A 21,354-nucleotide genomic window follows, 5' to 3' on the forward strand; every position below is an offset into this window, starting at 1 on the left:
CTCTCTACTTTTCAGTTAATGAAAGGGATGTTTCTTTTATCCCTTCAAATTCATTTAATAGGTACTTAGCTATCTGTTCAACTGCGGGGAAGTCTACTATTTCCTCATGTGATCCAGGGACTGAATACCTATTTACTCTACCTTTTAATAAAGGTCCCCAATCTGTAAACAACTCTTTTCCTTCCTCAGCACTAAAGTAGAGAACTTCTCCAGAGTATGGTATTAAATCATGCTCTGCCATTAAGTTCAGACATTTCCTATGAGCATTGATAACTTGCTTCAAATTCATAAGATCTGCATCAGGCGGGAGTACTCCCTCCATAATTAATCGCTCTACAAGCATATCTTGTTCATGGAAGAGGCCTTCCCCCTGCTCAGTAAAATCTCTAGGAATGAAATGCTCATATATATATGAGAGCATATCCTCCGTTGTTTTATAGTCCTGCTCTGAAGGTACTTTAGTATCCATTAGTATCAACAACTGAACTTCCTCACCTTGATTCTTTAGTACAGTTGCGATTTTATAAGCAATTGCACCGCCTAAAGACCATCCTCCAAGACGATATGGACCTTCTGGCTGAACACGTTTTATTTCTTCGATGTAAAGTTGAATTACTTCCGGCAAAGTTAACTCGTCAATTTCTTTCTTTTCTATAAGAGGATTCTGTAAACCATAAAATGAACAATGGTTCTTAAGCAATCTTGCTAGTTGAATGTAACAGAATACATTCCCCATAAACGGATGAACGCAGAAGAAAGGTCTTTTCTCTGATTCTTGTAGTGGAACTAGCGCTGCTACAGATTTCGTCATATCATGCTTATCACGAATAAGGCATGCGATTCCTTCCACTGTTGGATTCTTAATCAATGTAGACACCTTAATCTCTTTTCCAAACTTCTCCTTAATTTTTGAAACTAATTTAATTACAAGGAGAGAGTGTCCTCCTCTATTAAAGAAATCATCATTTACATAGACATCTTCTATCTGTAACACATCCTGCCAGATTTTAATCAACTGATATTCAATTTCATCCCTTGGAATGATTGGTGTAGAAACGTTATTTTCTCTTAGAATAGTTAAATTGTTCAATGCCTTTCGATCAACTTTTCCATTCATTGTAAGAGGAATCTCGTCTACCTTAATAAAGTGTGCGGGAACCATATAATTCGGTACTTGTGTCTTGAGATATTCACGCCAATCATGCATACTACCATCTCCAACTACATAAGCAACCAATCTCTGCTCTCCTAATTTATCCTCTGTTACCAAAACTACTGCCTCTTTTACCAATGGATACCTCTCTATACTCGCTTCAATCTCTTCAAGTTCAATACGAAAGCCCCTAATTTTCACTTGATTATCAATTCTTCTCAAGTAATCTAAATTACCATCAGGTAAATAACGAACCAAATCTCCCGTACGATATAAACGCTCTTCTTTATTAAATGGATGACGGATGAATCTCTCTGCTGTTAATTCTGGACGATTCAAGTATCCTCTCGCTATACCTGCACCACCAATATATAGCTCACCTGTTACACCAACTGGGACAGGTAACAAATTTTTATCCAATACATAAGTTTGAACGTTTGGCAATGGGCGCCCAATTGTTATTCTCTTACTATCTGTTTGGATATGATAACACGTTGCATCAACCGTACATTCTGTAGGACCGTATACGTTATAAAAATCAATTTTTTCAGTCTCTACTAGCTGTTCCCATAATGACGGCATAATTGCTTCACCACCGACTAATATCTTACTTGGTACATGAACATCAGCACTTATTTCTAGCAATCCTCCATCTATTAGTAATTGAAGTAATGAAGGTGTCATATCAAACATTTCCAATTTATTCTCCCTAATATAGGACACAAATTGTTCCGGATTAGTGCGAACTTCACTTGGGATAATATATAAACTTGAACCATAAAGCAACATTTGTAATTGCTGAATAGATACATCAAAGGCAATTGACGCATTCAAACCGACGCGCATATTATTAGGTATCTCATGTGAGAAAACTTCTTTTTGTAAACCATAGGATAGGTTTATTACACAATTGTGCTGTACTAAAGCCCCCTTTGGATTCCCTGTCGAACCAGAAGTATAGATAACATACGCTAAGTTTTCCCCTGTTACCTCACATATTGGTGAAAGTTTGCTTTCTTGAGAAAGCATTGCTTGGTCCCTATCTAGGCAAACTGTCTTGATGTCTTTAGGTATCCAGCCTAGTAATACTTCATGTGTAACTAACACTTTAATTCCTGTGTCTTCTAAAATATATTGTAGGCGGCTTTCCGGATTCGATGGATCTAATGGAACATAGGCTGCTCCAGCCTTCCAAATTCCCATGAGACCAACAACCATCTCAACTGAACGCTCAAAGCAAAGGCCAACTAATGACTCTGTCCCAATTCCACATTTCTGTAAATGATGGGCTAATTGATTAGCTCTTTCATTCAGCTCTCGATATGTTAGTTGCTGTTTTTCATCTACCACTGCCAACGCGTCAGGCGTACGATTTACTTGCTCTTCGAATAGTTGATGGATTGCATTCTCACGTGGATAGGATATAGTATTATTATTCCATTCTTCCAATAGCTTTCTTTGTTCAGCTTCCGTAATATATACTAGCTCCGATAGATTTTGATCAATGCTTTTGAGCATTTGCATTAACACTTGGTGTAAATGACCCAGCATTCGTTCAATGGTTACTCTATTAAACTTACTACGGTCATACATTAACTTTAACGATAACTGGATTCCTGGAACTACAGCTAACCCTAATGGGTAGTGGGTTTGTTCTACCCCTTCCAATTCACCAATTTCCAGATTTTCTGAAGACTCCTCTTTCACTGGATAATTTTCAAACACATATAAACTATTGAATAGCGGTATTCCTCTAGGAACTTCACTCCACCCCTGAATCTCTGTCAAAGAAGCATACTCATATTGTCTTCTTTCTATCTCTTCCTCTTGTATCTTCTGCAACCAATCTATTAATTTTATATCATCCATCAATTGAATTCGCGTCGGTGACGTTGTAATGAAAGGACCTACGATGTTTTCAACATCAATAATCTCCGTAGAACGCCCTGAGCTTGTTACACCAAAAACAATGTCATTTTCTCCACTATATCGGCTCATGAGATATGCCCATGCACCTTGAATTACTGTACTCAAAGTAAGTTTATTGCGTTTCGCCCATCCTTGTAACGCTTGAGTCTGCTCTTCTGATAAATACGTAACCTTCTCTGTGTAACCTTTTTCTTCCTCTTTACTTTCTAAGCCCAGCAAAGTTGGGGCAGTAAAACCTTTTAGCTTCTCTCTCCAGAATTGTTCCGCCTGCTCCTTATCCTGCTCTCTTAACCATTGGATATATTTCTTATATGGTGAGGACTTAGGTAATTTCACAGCTTCTCCATTCATTCTCTTCTGATAGACTGTAAGTAATTCATTAAATACTAATGGTAAACTCCATCCATCCAGTAAAATATGGTGATGGGTCCAAACAATCCGATATTCTTCCTCACCTTCTTGAATGACTGTTACCCGCATCAATGGTGCTTCATCAAATTGGAAGGCTTGTTTTCGATCTAATGCCAAAAAGACTTTTCTTTTTTCCTCTATCTCTTCACTTGTCATTGTACGCCAGTCTTCTTTGTTCACTTTAAATGGGATATTTTCATACACCACTTGTACAGGTTCTTCAATTTCGTCCCATACAAATGCTGTACGAAAAATTTCATGCCGCTGAATTACAGATTTCCACGCCTGCTCAAATGTAGGAATATTCATTTTTCCTCGAATCATAAAACTCAATTGCACTATATACGGTGCAACATGTTCATCCCCTTGGTCATGCAATGTGTGGAAAATCATACCTTCTTGCAAAGGTGATAGTGGATATAAATCAGTAATCTGATTGTTCTTTCCGCGATGCATTTTGTTTAGTACATTTGTCAAACCTTCTTGGCTAAGATTAGTCATTGCAAAATCCGAAATGGTCAGTGCAGATTCTCTATCTGAAAATTGAATCAATGTACTCAGTTGATATAGCATATTCTGTGCAATACTTTGAATCGTTGATTTGGCAAATTGTCCAACATTGTATACCCAAGTGAACTGAAGTTTTCCATCCGTTACAACCCCAATTACATCAATTACATGCGATCGCTTGGAACCGGCAGCATGATCTAAACGCTTAAATTCATTCTCCGGAATAAACATTGCATCGCTAGAAAACATTTGGTCAAATTGTCCAAGATAGTTAAAACTAATAGACGGTGTATATTGGGAGCTTAATTGCTCACACATTGTTGCGTTCATGTAACGCAACACCCCATAATCAACACCCTTATTAGGAATTTTGCGAACTTGTTCTTTAACTGCTTTTAATGCTGCAATTGGCGTATGAGCACTAGTAATATTTAAATGAACTGGGTAAATACTTGTAAACCATCCCACAGTTCTCGATAAATCAACATCTTCAATAATCTCTTCTCGACCATGTCCCTCTAAATCTACGCTCAATATCGGCTGCCCCGTACATGCTGCCATAGCTTGTACTAATGCTGCTAATAATACTTCATTGATTTGGACATGGTGAGTGCTTAAAGTCTCTTGCAATAACATACGGGTCTCATTCTCATTTAACACCACAGTAATTTCCTCAGTTACTGCGCTTACTGGATTACTTATAGTACCATCTACCGGCAATTTAACTACGTCTTGTTCAGCCTGCTCCTCCCAGTAATGTAGCACTTCTTTTGATAGTCCAGTTTCAGCGTAATGATGTAATTTCTCCGACCATTCTTTAAAAGATGTACTCTTCATAGGTAATTGAATTTTCTGCCCTTGGACTACTTGCGTATATGCTGTTTGCAAATCTTCCAATAAAATTCGCCAAGAAACACCATCCACGGCTAAATGATGAATTGTCCAAAATAATCGGCCAGCGTGCTCACCTTCATCAAAATACACCATTCTCATTAGCGGACCATCATGTAAATTCAAACTTTCTTGTGCAACATTAATCTCTTTTTGAATAACCTGATGCCAATCCGCTTCCGGCACTTCGTCTAATGAAATGACAGTAAGCATCAATTGTTCTTCTATTCCTTCATTCCACTGTTTCCAAACCCCATTAGGTAAACGTTCATATCTTAAACGCAGAGCATCATGATGAAGTAGAAGGTTACCTGCCGCCTTTTCCAGTGATCCTATGTCCAATTTCTCTTTCGTTCTAAAGAACATGGATTGATTCCAATGATGTGGGTTAGGATGATTTTGTGCAAAAAACCTTTGCTGAATAGGTGTAAGTATCGTCTCTCCAGTTATAATTCCTTGTTCAGCTTGTACACCTTGTTCTTCTTTGACTACTTGCGCCAACTCAGCAATCGTTTGGTGTTCAAATATTTGTTTTGGTGTCAATTGTAAACCAGCTTGCTTCGCGCGCGCGACAATCTGAATGCTAAGAATTGAATCTCCACCAATTTCAAAGAAGTTATCATTCATACCAATACGTTTTGAACCTAGCACACGTTCCCAAATGATAGAAAGCTTATGTTCACGTTCATTTCTTGGGGCCGCGTAGCCTTCTTGTGTTCCTTGATAATCTGGTATAGGTAACGATTTCCGATCAACCTTTCCATTTATGGTTAGCGGTAATTCTTTCATTTCGACAAAGTAGGAAGGTATCATATGGATTGGCAGTTTTGTTTTAAGATACTCTCGCCATTCTTCTACACTACCTTCGCCCACTACATAAGCTACTAACCTCTTATCTCCCGACTGATTTTCCCTAACTATTACAACTACCTCTTTTACCAAGTCATGCTCTTGTAAAGTCGACTCAATCTCCCCAAGTTCGATTCGAAATCCTCTAATCTTCACTTGATTATCCATTCTTCCTAAGTAGTCTATATTACCATCAGGAAGATATCTCACAAGATCGCCTGTTCTATATAACCTCTCGCCTTCTTTGAATGGATGAGAAATAAATCGTTCGGATGTTAACTCTGGACGATTCAAGTACCCCTTTGCTAGACCTGCTCCTCCGATATAAAGTTCCCCCATCACACCAACTGGAACTGGCAACCTATTACTATCTAATACATAAGTTTGGACGTTAGGCAATGGACGCCCAATTGTTACTCTATTACTATCTTTTTTGATAGGATAGCATGTTGCATCAACCGTACATTCTGTAGGACCATATACATTATAAAACTGTATTTTATCAGTCTCTACTAGCTGTTCCCATAATGACGGCATAATTGCTTCACCACCAACCAGTACCTTACTTGGAACATGAACGCCATCGCACGTTTCTAACAATCCGGCATCTATAAGTAATTGAAGCAATGAAGGTGTTATATCAAAGATTTCTAACTTGTTCTCCCTAATATAAGCTACAAACTGCTCCGGATCACTTCGTACTTCATTCGGAATAATATACAAACTTGAACCATAAAGCAGCATTTGTAATTGCTGGATAGATGCATCAAAGGCAATTGACGCATTTAAACCGACATGCATGTTAGATGGTATCTCATGTTCGAAAACTTCTTTTTGTAAACCATGCGACAAGTTTAGTACAGAATGATGCTGTATCAAGACACCCTTTGGATTCCCCGTTGATCCTGAAGTATAGATAACATACGCTAAGTTTTCTCCTGTTACTTCACATTTTGGTGAAAGAATGCTTTCTTGTGAAATCATTGCTTGATCCCTATCTAGACAAACTATCTTGATTTCTTTAGGTATCCAGTCTTCCAATGACTCGTTCGTAACTAATACTTGAATTCCAGTGTCCTCCAAAATATATCGTAGACGACTTTCTGGATATGATGGGTCTAATGGAACATAGGCTGCTCCAGCCTTCCAAATCCCCATAATACTAACAATCATCTCAACTGAACGCTCAAAGCAAAGTCCAACCAATGATTCATTCCCAATCCCGCATTGCTGAAGATAGTGGGCCAATTGATTAGCTTTTTCATTCAGCTCTCGATACGTTAACTGCTGTTTTTCATCTACCACTGCTACCGCATCAGGTGTACGATTTACTTGCTCTTTAAACAGCTGATGAATCGTACTTTCCTGTGGATATGCTACAGCATCATTATTCCACTCCTCCAACTGTTTTTGCTGTAATCCTGACAATATAGGCAACTTAGCTAATGATTTATCAGGATTCTCCACGATTACATTCAACCAGTTCCCAAAATGTTCAGCCATGGATTCAATAGTTAAGCTGTCAAATAAATCAGTTCTATAAACAAAAGTAAGTAATAAACCCTCTTCCACTTCTGCAGCAGTTAAACTTAAATCAAACTTAGCGATAGGAGCATTACTTTCCATTACTTCTATATTTCTTCCATGTAGTTCTGGTAGCTTCTGTCCCGTATTTTGCAAAGTAAACATGGTTTGGAAAATCGGAGAATGGCTTGTATTTCGTTCAGGTTGGATAACCTCTACAATTTTCTCAAACGGAACATCTTGATACTCATACGCCTTCAATGCTTTTATCCTCACTTGAGACAACAACTCTTGAAATGCCGGTGCATTACTTAAATCAGCTCGATAAACCAATGTATTGACAAAGAAACCAATCAGCCCTTCAATTTCTCGATAATTTCGATTTGCAATTGGGCTGCCAACAATAATATCCGTTTGTCCCGTATAACGAGCAAGGAAACTTTGATACGATGCCAATAAGGTCATGAAAAGTGTGGCCCCTTCTTGACGACTTAGTTCGTTTAATTTATCCAGTAATGAGCGCGATAACAAAACATTATGAGTTAATCCATGGTGGGTTTGCACTGGCGGACGCGGACGATCCATTGGTAACATTAAGACTGGTAACTCACCAGATAATTCTTCCTTCCAATATGCAAGTTGTTGATATAGTACTTCATCTTTCAACCATTCTCTTTGCCACTGAGCAAAATCGGCATATTGAACTGGTAGTGGTTCCAGTTCTGCTTGTTTTTCACCAATCGTATTCTCATAAAATGCCATCCATTCTTGAAGTAAGATTTCCATCGACCATCCATCTGAGATAATATGATGCATATTACACAGAAGAACCCATTCTTCTTCTGAAATTCTTATAATTTGTCCACGGAACAATGGCCCTTGTTCTAAATCAAATGGAGATTCGACTTCAGTTTGAATCCATTGCTCCAACTTTCTTTCTCTCTCCTCTAATGAAAGCTTAGTTAAGTCCATTTGTGGCAGAGAACGGAAAATATACGGTTGAATCTGCTGCACAGGATGGCCATCCTCTTCATAAAATACCGTCCGCAAAGATTCATGACGCTCTATCAACTGATTCCATCCCAACTCCAATGCTTCAGGTAACCAATTCCCTGTAAGGCGGCATACCATTGGCATATTATAAAGGGCACTATTAGGTGCAAATTGATCAATAAACCATAAGCGCTGTTGGGCATAAGATAGTGGAATATTATTTCCGCGTTCCATCGGCACCAATGGTGGAATTTCTCGTTTTTCATTCCCCTTACGTAACTGATCCATTCGTTTCGCTAATGCCTCGATCGTTGAATATTCGAACAGTTCACGTACTGGCAATTTGATTTGAAAGACTTCCTGTAAGCGTGAGACCACTTGTGTAGCAAGTAGAGAGTGACCACCAAGCTCAAAGAAAGAATCCTGAACACCAATGTCTCCTATTCCTAGCACTTGACTCCACACTGAAGCGATAAGTTCTTCCAGCGGAGTTCGTGGGTATACAGTATTTTCAGCGGATTGTTCACTAAGTATAGGTAATGCCTTCAAATCAAGTTTTCCATTCGGTGTAAGTGGTAAAAATTCCATCTCAATAAAGTTTGTTGGAACCATGTAATTTGGTAAATGTGTTTGTAGATGTTCTCGCCATTCATGGACACTTCCTTCACCAACTACATAAGCTACTAATCTCTTATCACCTTGATTATCCTCTCGTACCAATACAACTGCTTCTTTTACAGAGGAATGTGACTGCAAAACAGCTTCTATTTCTCCCAATTCAATCCGGAAACCACGAATTTTCACTTGGTCATCTATACGACCATGGAACTGGAGATTACCATCAGAAAGATAACTTGCTTTGTCTCCTGTGTAATAGAGACGTTCTCCTGACTTGAAAGGATGTGGAATAAATTTTTCCTTTGTAAGATCCGGACGATTAGCATATCCACGTGCAAGACTCTTCCCTCCAATATAGAGATCTCCAATTACCCCAATTGGTACTAGCTGAAGATGAGAATCTAATACATAAACTTCTGTATTCGCAATCGGTCGACCAATCGATGGCGTACCTGTTGTCACTCCTATAGGTACATAACTATCTGTGGTAACGACTGTATTTTCCGATGGACCATACTGATTAATTACCGCAAAAGGAATATCGTTAGATGGATACTGTGTTAATTGATCCCCACCAGTAATGATAAAACGAAGATCCGTTTTATCTGGCCAAGATAATTTCAAGAGTCTTTCCAGAATAGGCGTAGGTGCAAAGCTAGCTGTTATTCGTGAATTAATGAGCCAGTCCCTTAGTGCTTCTGGATTAATTCTCAGTTCCTCTGTTGACAAGTAGAGTGCTGCACCAGCAGTTAGATACGGCCAAATCTCCTGGACAGCCGAATCAAAAGCAACCCCTGCAATCTGAGTCGCACGATCCTCTGCTGAAATATGATAAACTTCCTGATGCCAAGAAACCATATTCATTAATGAGCGATATTCAACCATGACACCCTTCGGTTTTCCTGTAGAACCAGAGGTATAGACAATATAGGCTAAGTTCTCTGGATTTATTTGACGTGTAGGTGCGATTACGCTTTCCACCGTTAATTCTTCTAACCTCACCATTTCGACGTGTGCGAAATGTCCTTCTTGTCCTTCCGCCGTCACTACAAATTGAATTCCTGCATCTTCAATCATGTATTCTAACCTTGATTTTGGATACAACGGATCTAAAACGACATAAGCTCCACCAGCTTTTAAAATGCCTAGTAAACTTGCCATCAGCTCAGCTGACCTCGGAAGATAAACTCCTACCACTGACTCTGGGGCTACTCTCTTTCGCTGTAAAACATTTGCCAACTGATTTGCTTGTGCATCCAGTTCACCATAAGTCCACTGTTTTGTTTGATCAACTACCGCAATCGCATCCGGACGCCTTGCTACTTGCTCCTCAAATCTGTCGCAAATAAGACCCTGATGAGACATTTCCATTACAGTGTCATTCCATGTTTCTAATAACAAAGTACGCTCGGGTTCTGATAGCATGCTCAGGTCATGCAACGGATTTTGTGGGCGATGAGAAACTTCATGTAGCCATTTCTCAAAGTGTCCTGCCATCCGTTCAATAGTAGTAGCATTGAATAAATCCTTATTGTACTCAAAAGTAAAAAGTAATCCCTCTTCCGTTTCAGCTGCCATTACACTTAAATCAAACTTTGCAATTGGACTATGGCTTTCTATCATTTCAATACTTCTACTAGATAACACCGGTAACTCTTGTTTCATATTTTGCAAGATGAACATAGTCTGGAAGATTGGCGAATGACTTGTACTTCGCTCCGGTTGCACAACTTCTACAATTTTTTCAAATGGAATATCTTGATATTCATACGCCTTCAATGCCTTTTGACGAACCTGATACAGTACATCTTCAAATGTCGGTCTACCACTCAAATTAGCTCGATAAACCAGCGTGTTAACGAAGAAACCAATTAGTCCTTCAATTTCTCTATAATTCCGATTCGCAATTGGGCTTCCGACCAGAATATCTTCTTGTCCCGTATAACGAGATAGAAAGCTTTGATATGCAGCTAAAAGCGTCATGAAGAGCGTAGCCCCTTCTTTTCGACTAAGTTCATTCAATTTATCATGTAGCGTGCTTGACAGAACCATAGTGTATGTCGACCCGTGATGAGTTTGTATTGCGGGACGCGGGCGATCCATAGGAAGTTGGAGTACAGGAAGCTCCCCAGACAATTCTTCCCTCCAATATTGGAGTTGTTGATCAAGCACCTCCTCCTTTAGCCATCCTTTTTGCCACTGAGCAAAGTCAGCATATTGAACCGGTAATGGTTCAAGTTCCGCTACCTTTCCATCCGTTGCTTTCTCATAAAATGCCATCCATTCTTCAAGTAGGATTCCCATTGACCATCCATCTGAAATGATATGATGTAGAGTACAAAGGAGTATCCATTCTTCCTCTCCCACATGCAAAATACTTGTCCTGATTAATGGACCTTCTGTTAAATCAAATGGCACTTCTGTTTCTTGTTGAATTAAACGTTTAACTTCTTCTTCTTGATCTTCAGAAGAAAGCATAGTTAAATCCGTTTTCGGAATTGATTGAAAAGCATACGGTTCAATTTGCTGTACGGGTTGACCGTTCACTTCGTGAAAGACCGTCCGCAGTGATTCATGACGTTCTATTAGTTGATTCCATCCCGTTTCCAATGCTTCAAGTAGCCAATTCCCTGTAAGGCGGCATACCATTGGCATATTGTAAAGGGCACTATTAGGTGTAAATTGATCAATGAACCATAAGCGTTGTTGGGCATAAGATAGTGGGATAGCTTCTCCTCGTTTCATTGGTATTAGCGGCGGAATCTCTCGTTTTTTATCTCCTTTACGTAACTGATCTAGTCGCTTTGCCAGTGACTCCACCGTTGTATATTCAAATAGTTCACGTACTGGTAATTCGATTTGAAAAATTCCCTGTAAACGTGAAACTACTTGAGTAGCTAGTAGTGAATGACCACCGATTTCAAAAAAGGAATCCTGAACATTAATATTTTTTATTCCTAACACTTGGCTCCAAACGGAAACGATAAGCTCCTCCACTGGTGTTCGTGATGAAGTAATATCTTCACTTATGAACTGTTCTTCTAATTCCAGTAAGGCTTTCCGATTCACCTTACCATTTGGAGTGAGTGGCATACCTTCAATTTTGAAAAAGTATGCCGGAACCATATAATGTGGCAGTTGCTTCTTGAGATATTCACGCCACTCCCCAGTATCGCCTTCACCCACTACATAAGCTATTAACTGCTTATCTCCTGGTCGATCTTCCTTCACCAACACGACTGCCTCTTTTACAGATGAGTGATCATGTAAAGCTGCTTCAATTTCTCCCAATTCAATTCGGAATCCTCTAATTTTAACTTGGTTATCTATTCTTCCAATATATTCTAAGTTACGATCATTCATATATCTCACCAAGTCACCCGTTCGATATAATCGTTCCCCGTCCTTAAAGGGATGCGGAATAAAACGTTCAGTAGTTAAATCCGGTCGATTGAAGTAGCCACGTGCTAATCCTACTCCTCCAAGGTAAAGTTCCCCTGCCACACCAATCGGGACCACTTGTTGATATTGATCTAACACATACAACTCTGTATTATCAATCGGACGACCAATCGGAATAAGCATTGGTTCTTTTTCTAAATCACAATCGTAATAAGTCACATCCACAGTTGCTTCAGTAGGACCATACAAGTTAATTAACTTTGTTTGCTGAGCATTGTAAAGGATCCCCTTAAACCGGCGAACCTGCTCAGTGTTTAACGCTTCTCCACTAGTAAAAACTTGAATTAAAGACGATACATCCCTTTTCGAATTATATAGTTCCATATAATCTAAGAAAGTAGATAACATCGACGGAACAAAGTGCATGGTGGACACACGATATCGTTCAATATACTCCTCAATCACCGCAGGATCTTTCTCTCCTCCTGGTGGAAGTAAACAAACACGTGCTCCTACAAATGACCACCAAAATAATTCCCAGACAGAAACATCAAACGAAAACGGTGTCTTTTGTAGGATTGTATCCTCCTCAGACAATGGGTATTTTTTCTGCATCCACTGTAGGCGATTGATAACAGAATGATGTTCAATCATTACCCCCTTTGGATTTCCCGTCGAACCCGAAGTGTATATAATATAGGCTAAGTTATTTGCTGTTACTCCACTTACCGGAGTTAAATTACTCTCTTTAGAAATCATCACTTGATCCCGGTCTAAACAAATTGCTTGAATATCTTTAGGTAACCAGTCCTGTAGTGCCTCTTTTGTTAACAGCACTTGAATTTGTGAATTCTCCAAAATATATCTTAGGCGGTTTTCGGGATAACTTGGGTCCAGTGGGACATAAGCCCCACCTGCCTTCAAAATCCCAAAGAGACCAATAATCATATCAGGAGAACGTTCAATACATATACCAACCAATGATTCAGGTCCGATACCTCGTTTTTGTAGAAAATGTGCCAATTGATTCGATTTTTCATTCAGTTCTTGATACGTTAGCTTTCCACCCTCATAAACTACCGCCACTGCATCAGGTGTCCGTGCAACTTGCTGCTCAAATAGCTCATGAATCATACGATCATGACCATAAACTACGTCCGTATCATTCCATTCTTCTAGGAGTTGTTTTTGCTCAGTATCCGATAACATTGACAGCTTTGTATATGATTCATCTGGATGATACGTGATTTCATTTAGCCAGTTCTCAAAATGTACTGCCATACGTGCAATGGTACTACTATCAAATAAATCCGTGTTGTATTCAAATGAGACGAATAGACCTTCTTCCACTTCATAGGCAGTTAAGCACAAATCAAATTTAGCAATAGACATATTACTTTCTACCATTTCAATACTTCTATCAGGCAAATCTAGTCGTTCTTGTTTTATATTCTGTAGCGTAAACATGGTCTGAAATATAGGGGAATGACTCATGCTTCGTTCAGGTTGCACAGCTTCTACCACTTTTTCAAATGGGATATCTTGATATTCGTATGCTTTTAACGCCTTTTTCTTTGTTTGGTTCAAAATCTCCCGAAAAGTAGGGGTGCCACTCAAATCTGATCGATAAACCAACGTATTAACAAAGAAACCAATTAATCCTTCTACTCCCTTATGGTTCCGATTTGCAATCGGGCTACCAACTAGAATATCTTTTTGTCCCGTATAACGAGCAAGAAAGCTCTGGTATGCGGCCATTAAAGTCATAAATAAAGTAGATCCTTCTTGTCGACTTATATCCTTCAATTGACTGAGCAATTTATAAGGAAAAATCACATGATGCGTAGCCCCAGAGTAAGTCTGCTTAACCGGCCGAGGTCGATCCACTGGCAGTTGTAAGATAGGAAGCTCCCCAGACAATTCTTCCTGCCAATACGTAAGCTGACGATTTAGCACATCACCTTGCAACCACTCCTTTTGCCACTTCGCAAAGTCTGCATATTGAATGGATAATGAACTTAATTTAGCAGGATTTCCACCCATTTCTTCTTCATAGAAAGCAAGTAATTCATTAATGAATATACCAATGGACCAAGCATCAGAAATAATATGATGCATCGTACACAGTAATAACCATTCATCCTTCTCTAATTGAACAAGCTGATTACGAATTAAAGGACCATTCATTAAATCAAATGGTTCTTGCGCTTCTCTCGCAATTAAACTATCTACCTCTTTTTCTTTTACTTCTGGAGGAAGTTGAGAGTAATCTCTTACAGGTAATGCTCTAGGAAGGAATTCGGCAATTTGTTGCACAGGTTGTTCTCCTACTTCTTTAAAAACAGTTCGTAATGATTCATGGCGTTCAATGAGTCGATTGAATCCCTTTTCTAATGCTTCAGGTATCCAATTTCCTTTTAGATGCCATACTGTTGGAATATTATATAAAGAACTGTTTGGGTTAAATCTGTCCATAAACCACAAACGTTGTTGTGCATAAGACAACGGGAGTGCTTCTTTATTCTCCTTTTTTTGCATTTGCTTCTGAAGCCATGCTCTCTTCTCAGGAGAAAGTGAACTCAGCTTTGCAAGTAAATCACTTCTCATTTTTTTACCCCTTCCTCAATCAAATTACTCTCGAATATCCCTTGTGCTTCTTCCTCTGATAGCTCCTCTAATTGCTTAAGTAGTTCCAGTAATTCTTCATCATTACTCACTTCTGCTTCTTTTTGAACATAGTCTTGAAGACTTACATTCTCCTTACTATCATTCTGCATTTCTTGATTTTTGTTATCGAGCAATTGATCAATCTGTTCTGCCAATTGCTGCACCGTATGAAACATAAATAAATCATGCAATGGTATCTCGATTTCAAAAGCCTCTTTAAGATTGGAAACAGCTTGCGTAGCGAGTAGTGAATGGCCACCAATTTCAAAAAACGAATCTTGAATTCCGATGTTTTCCATACCTAAAACTTCATGCCATATTGAAACGATTGTTTTTTCCGTAGACGTACGAGGAGCAATATAACCACTTGCTATCTCCTGTTTCTCTGGTGCTGGTAAAGCCTTCCTATCAATTTTCCCATTAGGAGTGAGTGGAAATGCATTTAATCCAACAAAATAGGCTGGGATCATATAATTTGGTAGTTGACCCTTGAGATAATCACGCCACTTTTGAGCATCTCCGTCTCCTACAACATAGGCAATTAAACGTGGGTCGCCAGGATAATCTTCCCGCACCATCACAATAGCTTCGTTAACTAGTGTATGCCTTTGTAATGTCGCTTCAATTTCTCCTAGTTCAATCCGGAACCCACGAATTTTTACTTGATGATCGATTCGTCCAACATACTCCAAATTTCCATCCGGCAAATACCTTACTAAATCTCCAGTCCGGTATATTCGCTCTCCTTCTTTAAACGGATGCGGTATAAAACGATTTTTCGTTAAGTCAGGGCGCTTTAAATATCCACGTGCTAATCCTGATCCACCAATGTACAACTCACCAACTACACCAATTGGAACCATTTTTTGTTCAGCACTTAGTACATATACTTCTGTATTGAATATTGGTTTACCAATCGGTGGAACCCTATGCATGACACCCTTTTCTAATTCCATATACGTGGAATACGTAGTATCTTCGGAAGGTCCATATAGGTTGTACACCTTTTCAATCGTATTTCTCTCGTATAAATCTTGAACAAGCGAATATGGCAATGGTTCTCCAGCCAAATTCATCACCTTTACCGAAGAAGGTATTGTTTTTGCTCGAACCAGTTCCTTTGCTGCCGATGGCACAGTATTAACCAAAGTCACACCTTTGGAAGACAACTTCTCTAGATGTAGCGCATTTTCAGTGACAATCACCTTACCACCCATCGTTAAGGGAACAAATACTTCAAAAACGGATAAATCAAAAGATAGCGAAGTTGAAGCTAACACTCCCGCTAATTCCTTTCGGGAATACGTGTGATGCGCCCAATGAATCATTGTTACTGTATTCCTGTGCTCAATCATTACTCCCTTTGGATTTCCAGTGGAACCTGAAGTATAAATAATATAGGCTAAGTTATCGCCCGTCACTTCACTCGTACATACCGTAGTTACTTCTTGTTCTATTTCTGCTCGATTACGATCAATACAAATCACGTTGACGAATTTAGGTATAGCCATTTTTTGTTGTAACTTTTCCTGTGTCACCAGTACCTTTATTTGAGCATCTTCTAAAATGTACTGCAGTCGACTTTCCGGATACGCTGGATCAATTGGGACATATGCTCCTCCCGCCTTTATAATTCCTAAGAGACCGACAATCATCTCGGATGAACGTGTAACGCAAATGCCAACTAATGATTCGCATGTTACACCATTTTTTTGTAAATAATGTGCCAACTGATTCGAGCGTTCATCCAACTCTCGATATGTTAGTTCTTCATCTTCGCACACTACTGCAATTGCTTCTGGTGTTTTTTTCACCTGTTCTTCAAACATTGTATGAATCGTACTTTCTTCCATATCTATAACACGCGATTTATTCCATTCCTCTAGTAGTTGCTTATATTCTACTTTCGATAACATATTCAGTTCTGATAGTACACATTTTGGATGAGAGACAATTTGATTTAACCAATGTTTAAAATGACTTGCCATACGTTCAATGGTTGTATCATTAAACAAATCAGTATTATATTCAAAGGTTAGTGATAATCCTTCTTCCGTCTCAGAAGCAAATAAACTCAAATCAAATTTGGCAACAGAAGCATGGCTTTCCATGAGTTCCATTTGTCTTTCAGATAGCTGAAGAAACTCTTGTTTCGTATTCTGTAAAGTAAACATAGTTTGGAATATTGGTGAATGACTTGTATTCCGTTCAGGTTTTACGGATTCTACCACTTTCTCAAATGGGATGTCCTGATACTCGTATGCTTTTAGCGCTTTTTTTCTTACCTGCGACAAAAGTTCTTGGAACGTCGGATTTTCACTGAAATCAGCTCGATAAACCAACGTATTTGCAAAGAATCCAATTAATCCCTCAATCTCTTTCACATTTCGATTAGCGATTGGGCTTCCAACTATAATGTCGTCCTGTCCTGTATAACGAGAAAGGAAGCTTTGATACGCTGCCATCAATGTCATAAATAAAGTGCACCCTTCTTGCAGACTTAAATCTTTGAGCTTTTCCTGTAGGGAATTCGCCACTATTAAGGACTGACTTGCACCACGATGGGTTTGAACTGCAGATCGAGGACGATCCATCGGTAATTGTAAAACCGGTAGTTCCCCAGATAATTCTTCCTTCCAATATTGAAGGTGCTGATTCAAATTCTTCTCTTTTTGCCATTCCTTCTGCCACATGACAAAATCTGCATATTGGATAGATAACTCCTTCAATTCCACTGGTTTTCCGGTTAGTGCTCCTTCATAAAAAGCCATCCATTCTTCAAGTAAGATTCCCATTGACCATCCATCTGAAATAATATGATGCATCGTACAAATGAGAACCCACTCTTCCCTGTCCACTTTCAATATTCGTGTTCGAATCAGAGGATCTTGTCCAAAATGAAATGGTTCCTCAGCTTCGTTTTGAATGAGCCGTTTCATTTCTCTTTCCCTATCTTCCAAAGAAAGATCTGTTAGATTCGTTTGAGGAATATGTCTGAACACATGAGATTGAACCTGTTGAAAAGGTTCACCCTCTTGTTCTAGAATTGTAGTCCTTAATGATTCATGACGCTCCAACAATTGATTCCATCCGACCTCCAATGCTTGAATTGACCATTTACCTGTTAAGCGACACGCTGCATGAATATTGTACATAGCACTATTTGGCATTAATTGATCAATAAACCATAGACGTTTCTGCGCATAGGAAAGTGGGATAACTTCTTCTCGTTTCATAGGTACAAGAGGAGCAACCTCTCGTTTTTTATCTTCTTTTCGTAACTGATCCACTCGTTTCGCCAATGCTTCCACTGTATCGTGCTTGAAAAGTTCACGTAATGGAATTTTAATTTGGAACAGTTCTTGCAATCTAGAGACGATTTGAGTAGCAAGTAGTGAGTGCCCACCACGTTCAAAGAAGGAATCTTGAATACCAATATTTTCTGTTCCTAACACTTGACTCCAAACCGAGGCAATAAGCTCTTCCGATGGCGTCCGGGGTAGCACATTTAAATCTTCAATAGCTTGCTCATCAGGTGCTGGCAAGGCCTTTCGATCAATTTTCCCATTCGGAGTAAGCGGGAAGTGTTCTAACTCTATAAAGTGCGCTGGAATCATATGATTTGGTAATTGGTTTTGTAAATACTCTCTCCACTCTTGGGTATTTCCATCGCTTATTACATATGCAACCAATCGTTGATCACCTGGACGATCTTCTCTAACTAATACAACAGCCTCTTTAATAAACGAACATTTTTCTAAAATGGCTTCAATTTCTCCTAATTCAATCCTAAAACCACGCATTTTGACTTGATGGTCCATTCTACCTATAAATTCTATATTTCCATCAGTTAGATATCTTACTGAATCTCCTGTTCGATATAGTCGTTCTCCCAATTGGAATGGATGCGAAACGAATTTTTCAGCAGTAAGATTCGGACGATTTAAGTATCCACGTGCTAAACCAGCACCACCAATATATAACTCACCCTCAATTCCTATTGATTGCAAGCGTTGATTTTGGTCTAATACATATAATTGCGTGTTCTGTATTGGCTGCCCAATAGAAACAAATTCTTGATTAGGCTGAATATCAAATGCATTGACATAAATAGTGGCTTCAGTTGGCCCATAAAAGTTGGTTAATTTCACTTGTCCACTATAATTCCATTTTTGTTGAAAACGTCTAACTAACCCTGAACTTAGTTCTTCTCCACCAGAAAATACATGGCGTACGGACGAACAATTCATGTTCAATTCAATATGATTGAAGTAATCTAAGAAAACAGATAACATCGAAGGTACAAATTGAACTATAGTAACCTGATGTTGTTTAATCACTTCAGCTATAATAGAAGGATCTTTTTCTCCACCTGGAGGTAGGAAAGATACACTTGCACCAACGTGAATGCCCCAAAACAATTCCCAAACAGAGACATCAAATGAGAATGGCGTTTTCTGCAAGACCACATCTTTTTCAGAAAGCGGATATTTATGTTGCATCCATTCTAGATAATTAATTACTGAATGATGCTCAATCATTACTCCCTTTGGATTCCCTGTAGATCCTGAAGTATACATAACATACGCTAAATTTTCTCCTGTTACACCACTTATACATGGGGTTGTTTCTTCTTTTTCAATTGCAGTGTAATCTTTATTCATACAAATCGTTTCTATATTTTCAGATACAAACAAATTTTTAGAATTCTCTTCCGTCACTAGTACTTCGATTCCAGCATCCTCTAATATATATCGAAGTCGACTCTCTGGATAAGTAGGGTCAAGTGGAACATACGCTGCTCCTGATTTTAGAATACCTAATAACGCTATCATCATTTGTAATGAACGTTCCATATATACCCCAACTAGAGACTCTGGGCCTACACCATGCTTTTGTAAATAATGAGCTAACTGATTTGCACGCTTCTCCAACTCTTTATAGGTAATTTGTTCATTTTCGTAACTAGCCGCGATTGCTTCCGGTGTTTTTTTTACTTGCTCCTCAAACATCGTATGAATCATGCCTTCAGCCGAATAATTAACTTGAGTATGATTCCATTCCTCTAGTAACTGTATTTGTTCTTCTTCTGTTAAATGAGTAATTTCAAATAGTTTTGAATCTAAGCTCTTCGTCATCTGAATTAATATTTGCAATAAGTGATTCTGAATCCGATTTATTGCTTCTTCATTAAAATAGCTTCGATCATACATCAACTTTAAAGTAATTTTCTTACCGGGCATTACAATGAGTGTTAAAGGATAATTTGTTTGTTCCGTGCTTTTAACATCTAGTAATCTTAAATCATCATTTCTCTCATCTTGAATTGGATAATTTTCAAACACATACAAGGTATGAAATAAGGAGCAATTTCGCGGAACCTCACTCCAGCCTTGAATATCTATCAACGAATTATACTCATACTGTCTTCGTTCCATTTCTTTCATTTGTATTTTACGAAGCCAATCTACTACTGATGTATTATCCGTTAATCGAATTCTGGTAGGTAATGTGTTAATAAATAGCCCCACCATATTCTCTGCTCCTATTAAATCAGTAGGACGTCCAGCGCTAGTTACGCCAAATACGACGTCACTGTCACCGCTATACCTACTCATCAAATAAGCCCATGCACCTTGTACTAACGTATTCAACGTTAATCGATTATTTCGTACCCACTTTTGTAAACTCTCAGTAAGTTCCTCAGATACTTGATAAGCACACTCTCCATAACCCTTCTCTTGTCCTTCATCCTTTCTTTCCATTGCTAATGGAGTAGGTGCATAGAACCCTTTTAATTCTTCTTTCCAAAATTCCTCTGCTTGACTTTGATCTTGTTTATTTATCCATTGAATATATTTTTTATAAGGAAGAGATTTAGGAAGATTCAACAATTCTCCCTTTATCATCTTGAGATAAACTTCCATCACTTCACTAAGGATCAATGACACACTCCATCCATCTAGCAAAATATGATGATGTGTCCAGATAATTCTCGTTTCCTCTTTTGCTTCTTTAATCGCAGTGACTCTCATCAATGGTGCTTCATCCAATAAAAATCCTTTCCTACGATCTGCAGTCAAAAACTGTTGTAATTTCTTCTCGTTCTCCTCATGCGAATAGGTACTCCAATCCTCTTGATGAATAGTAAAAGGAAGACGTTCGTAAACTGCTTGTAGAGGTTTTTCTACTTCTTCCCAAACAAATACTGAGCGCAGAACCTCATGTCGTTGAATAACATATTCCCAAGCTTTTTCAAAAGTAGCAACATCCAATTGCCCCCCGAGCAAGAAACCTACTTGTACAATATAGGAAAAAGAATGTTCATCATCTTGATCGTATAAAGTATGAAACAGTATTCCTTTTTGCAAAGGTGATAAACCATATATATCAATAACGTCTCCCAT

General features: G+C 38.7%; 2 protein-coding genes. Both read right to left on the minus strand.

The genetic code is table 11. The features are described from left to right. Positions 1 to 4: 4 nt before the first annotated feature. The gene (locus tag ACTFP3_RS22390) at positions 5 to 14,887 is read right to left on the minus strand and encodes a non-ribosomal peptide synthase/polyketide synthase (RefSeq protein WP_440011306.1); all 14,883 of its coding nucleotides are present in this window, start codon (positions 14,885 to 14,887) and stop codon (positions 5 to 7) included. Then, the gene (locus tag ACTFP3_RS22395) at positions 14,884 to 21,354 is read right to left on the minus strand and encodes an amino acid adenylation domain-containing protein (protein WP_440011308.1); all 6,471 of its coding nucleotides are present in this window, start codon (positions 21,352 to 21,354) and stop codon (positions 14,884 to 14,886) included. Before ACTFP3_RS22395 ends, ACTFP3_RS22390 begins: the two co-directional genes overlap by 4 nt.

The sequence above is a fragment of the Bacillus cereus group sp. MYBK5-2 genome, from assembly GCF_051915685.1.
GTDB classification, from domain to species: Bacteria; Bacillota; Bacilli; order Bacillales; family Bacillaceae_G; genus Bacillus_A; species Bacillus_A cereus.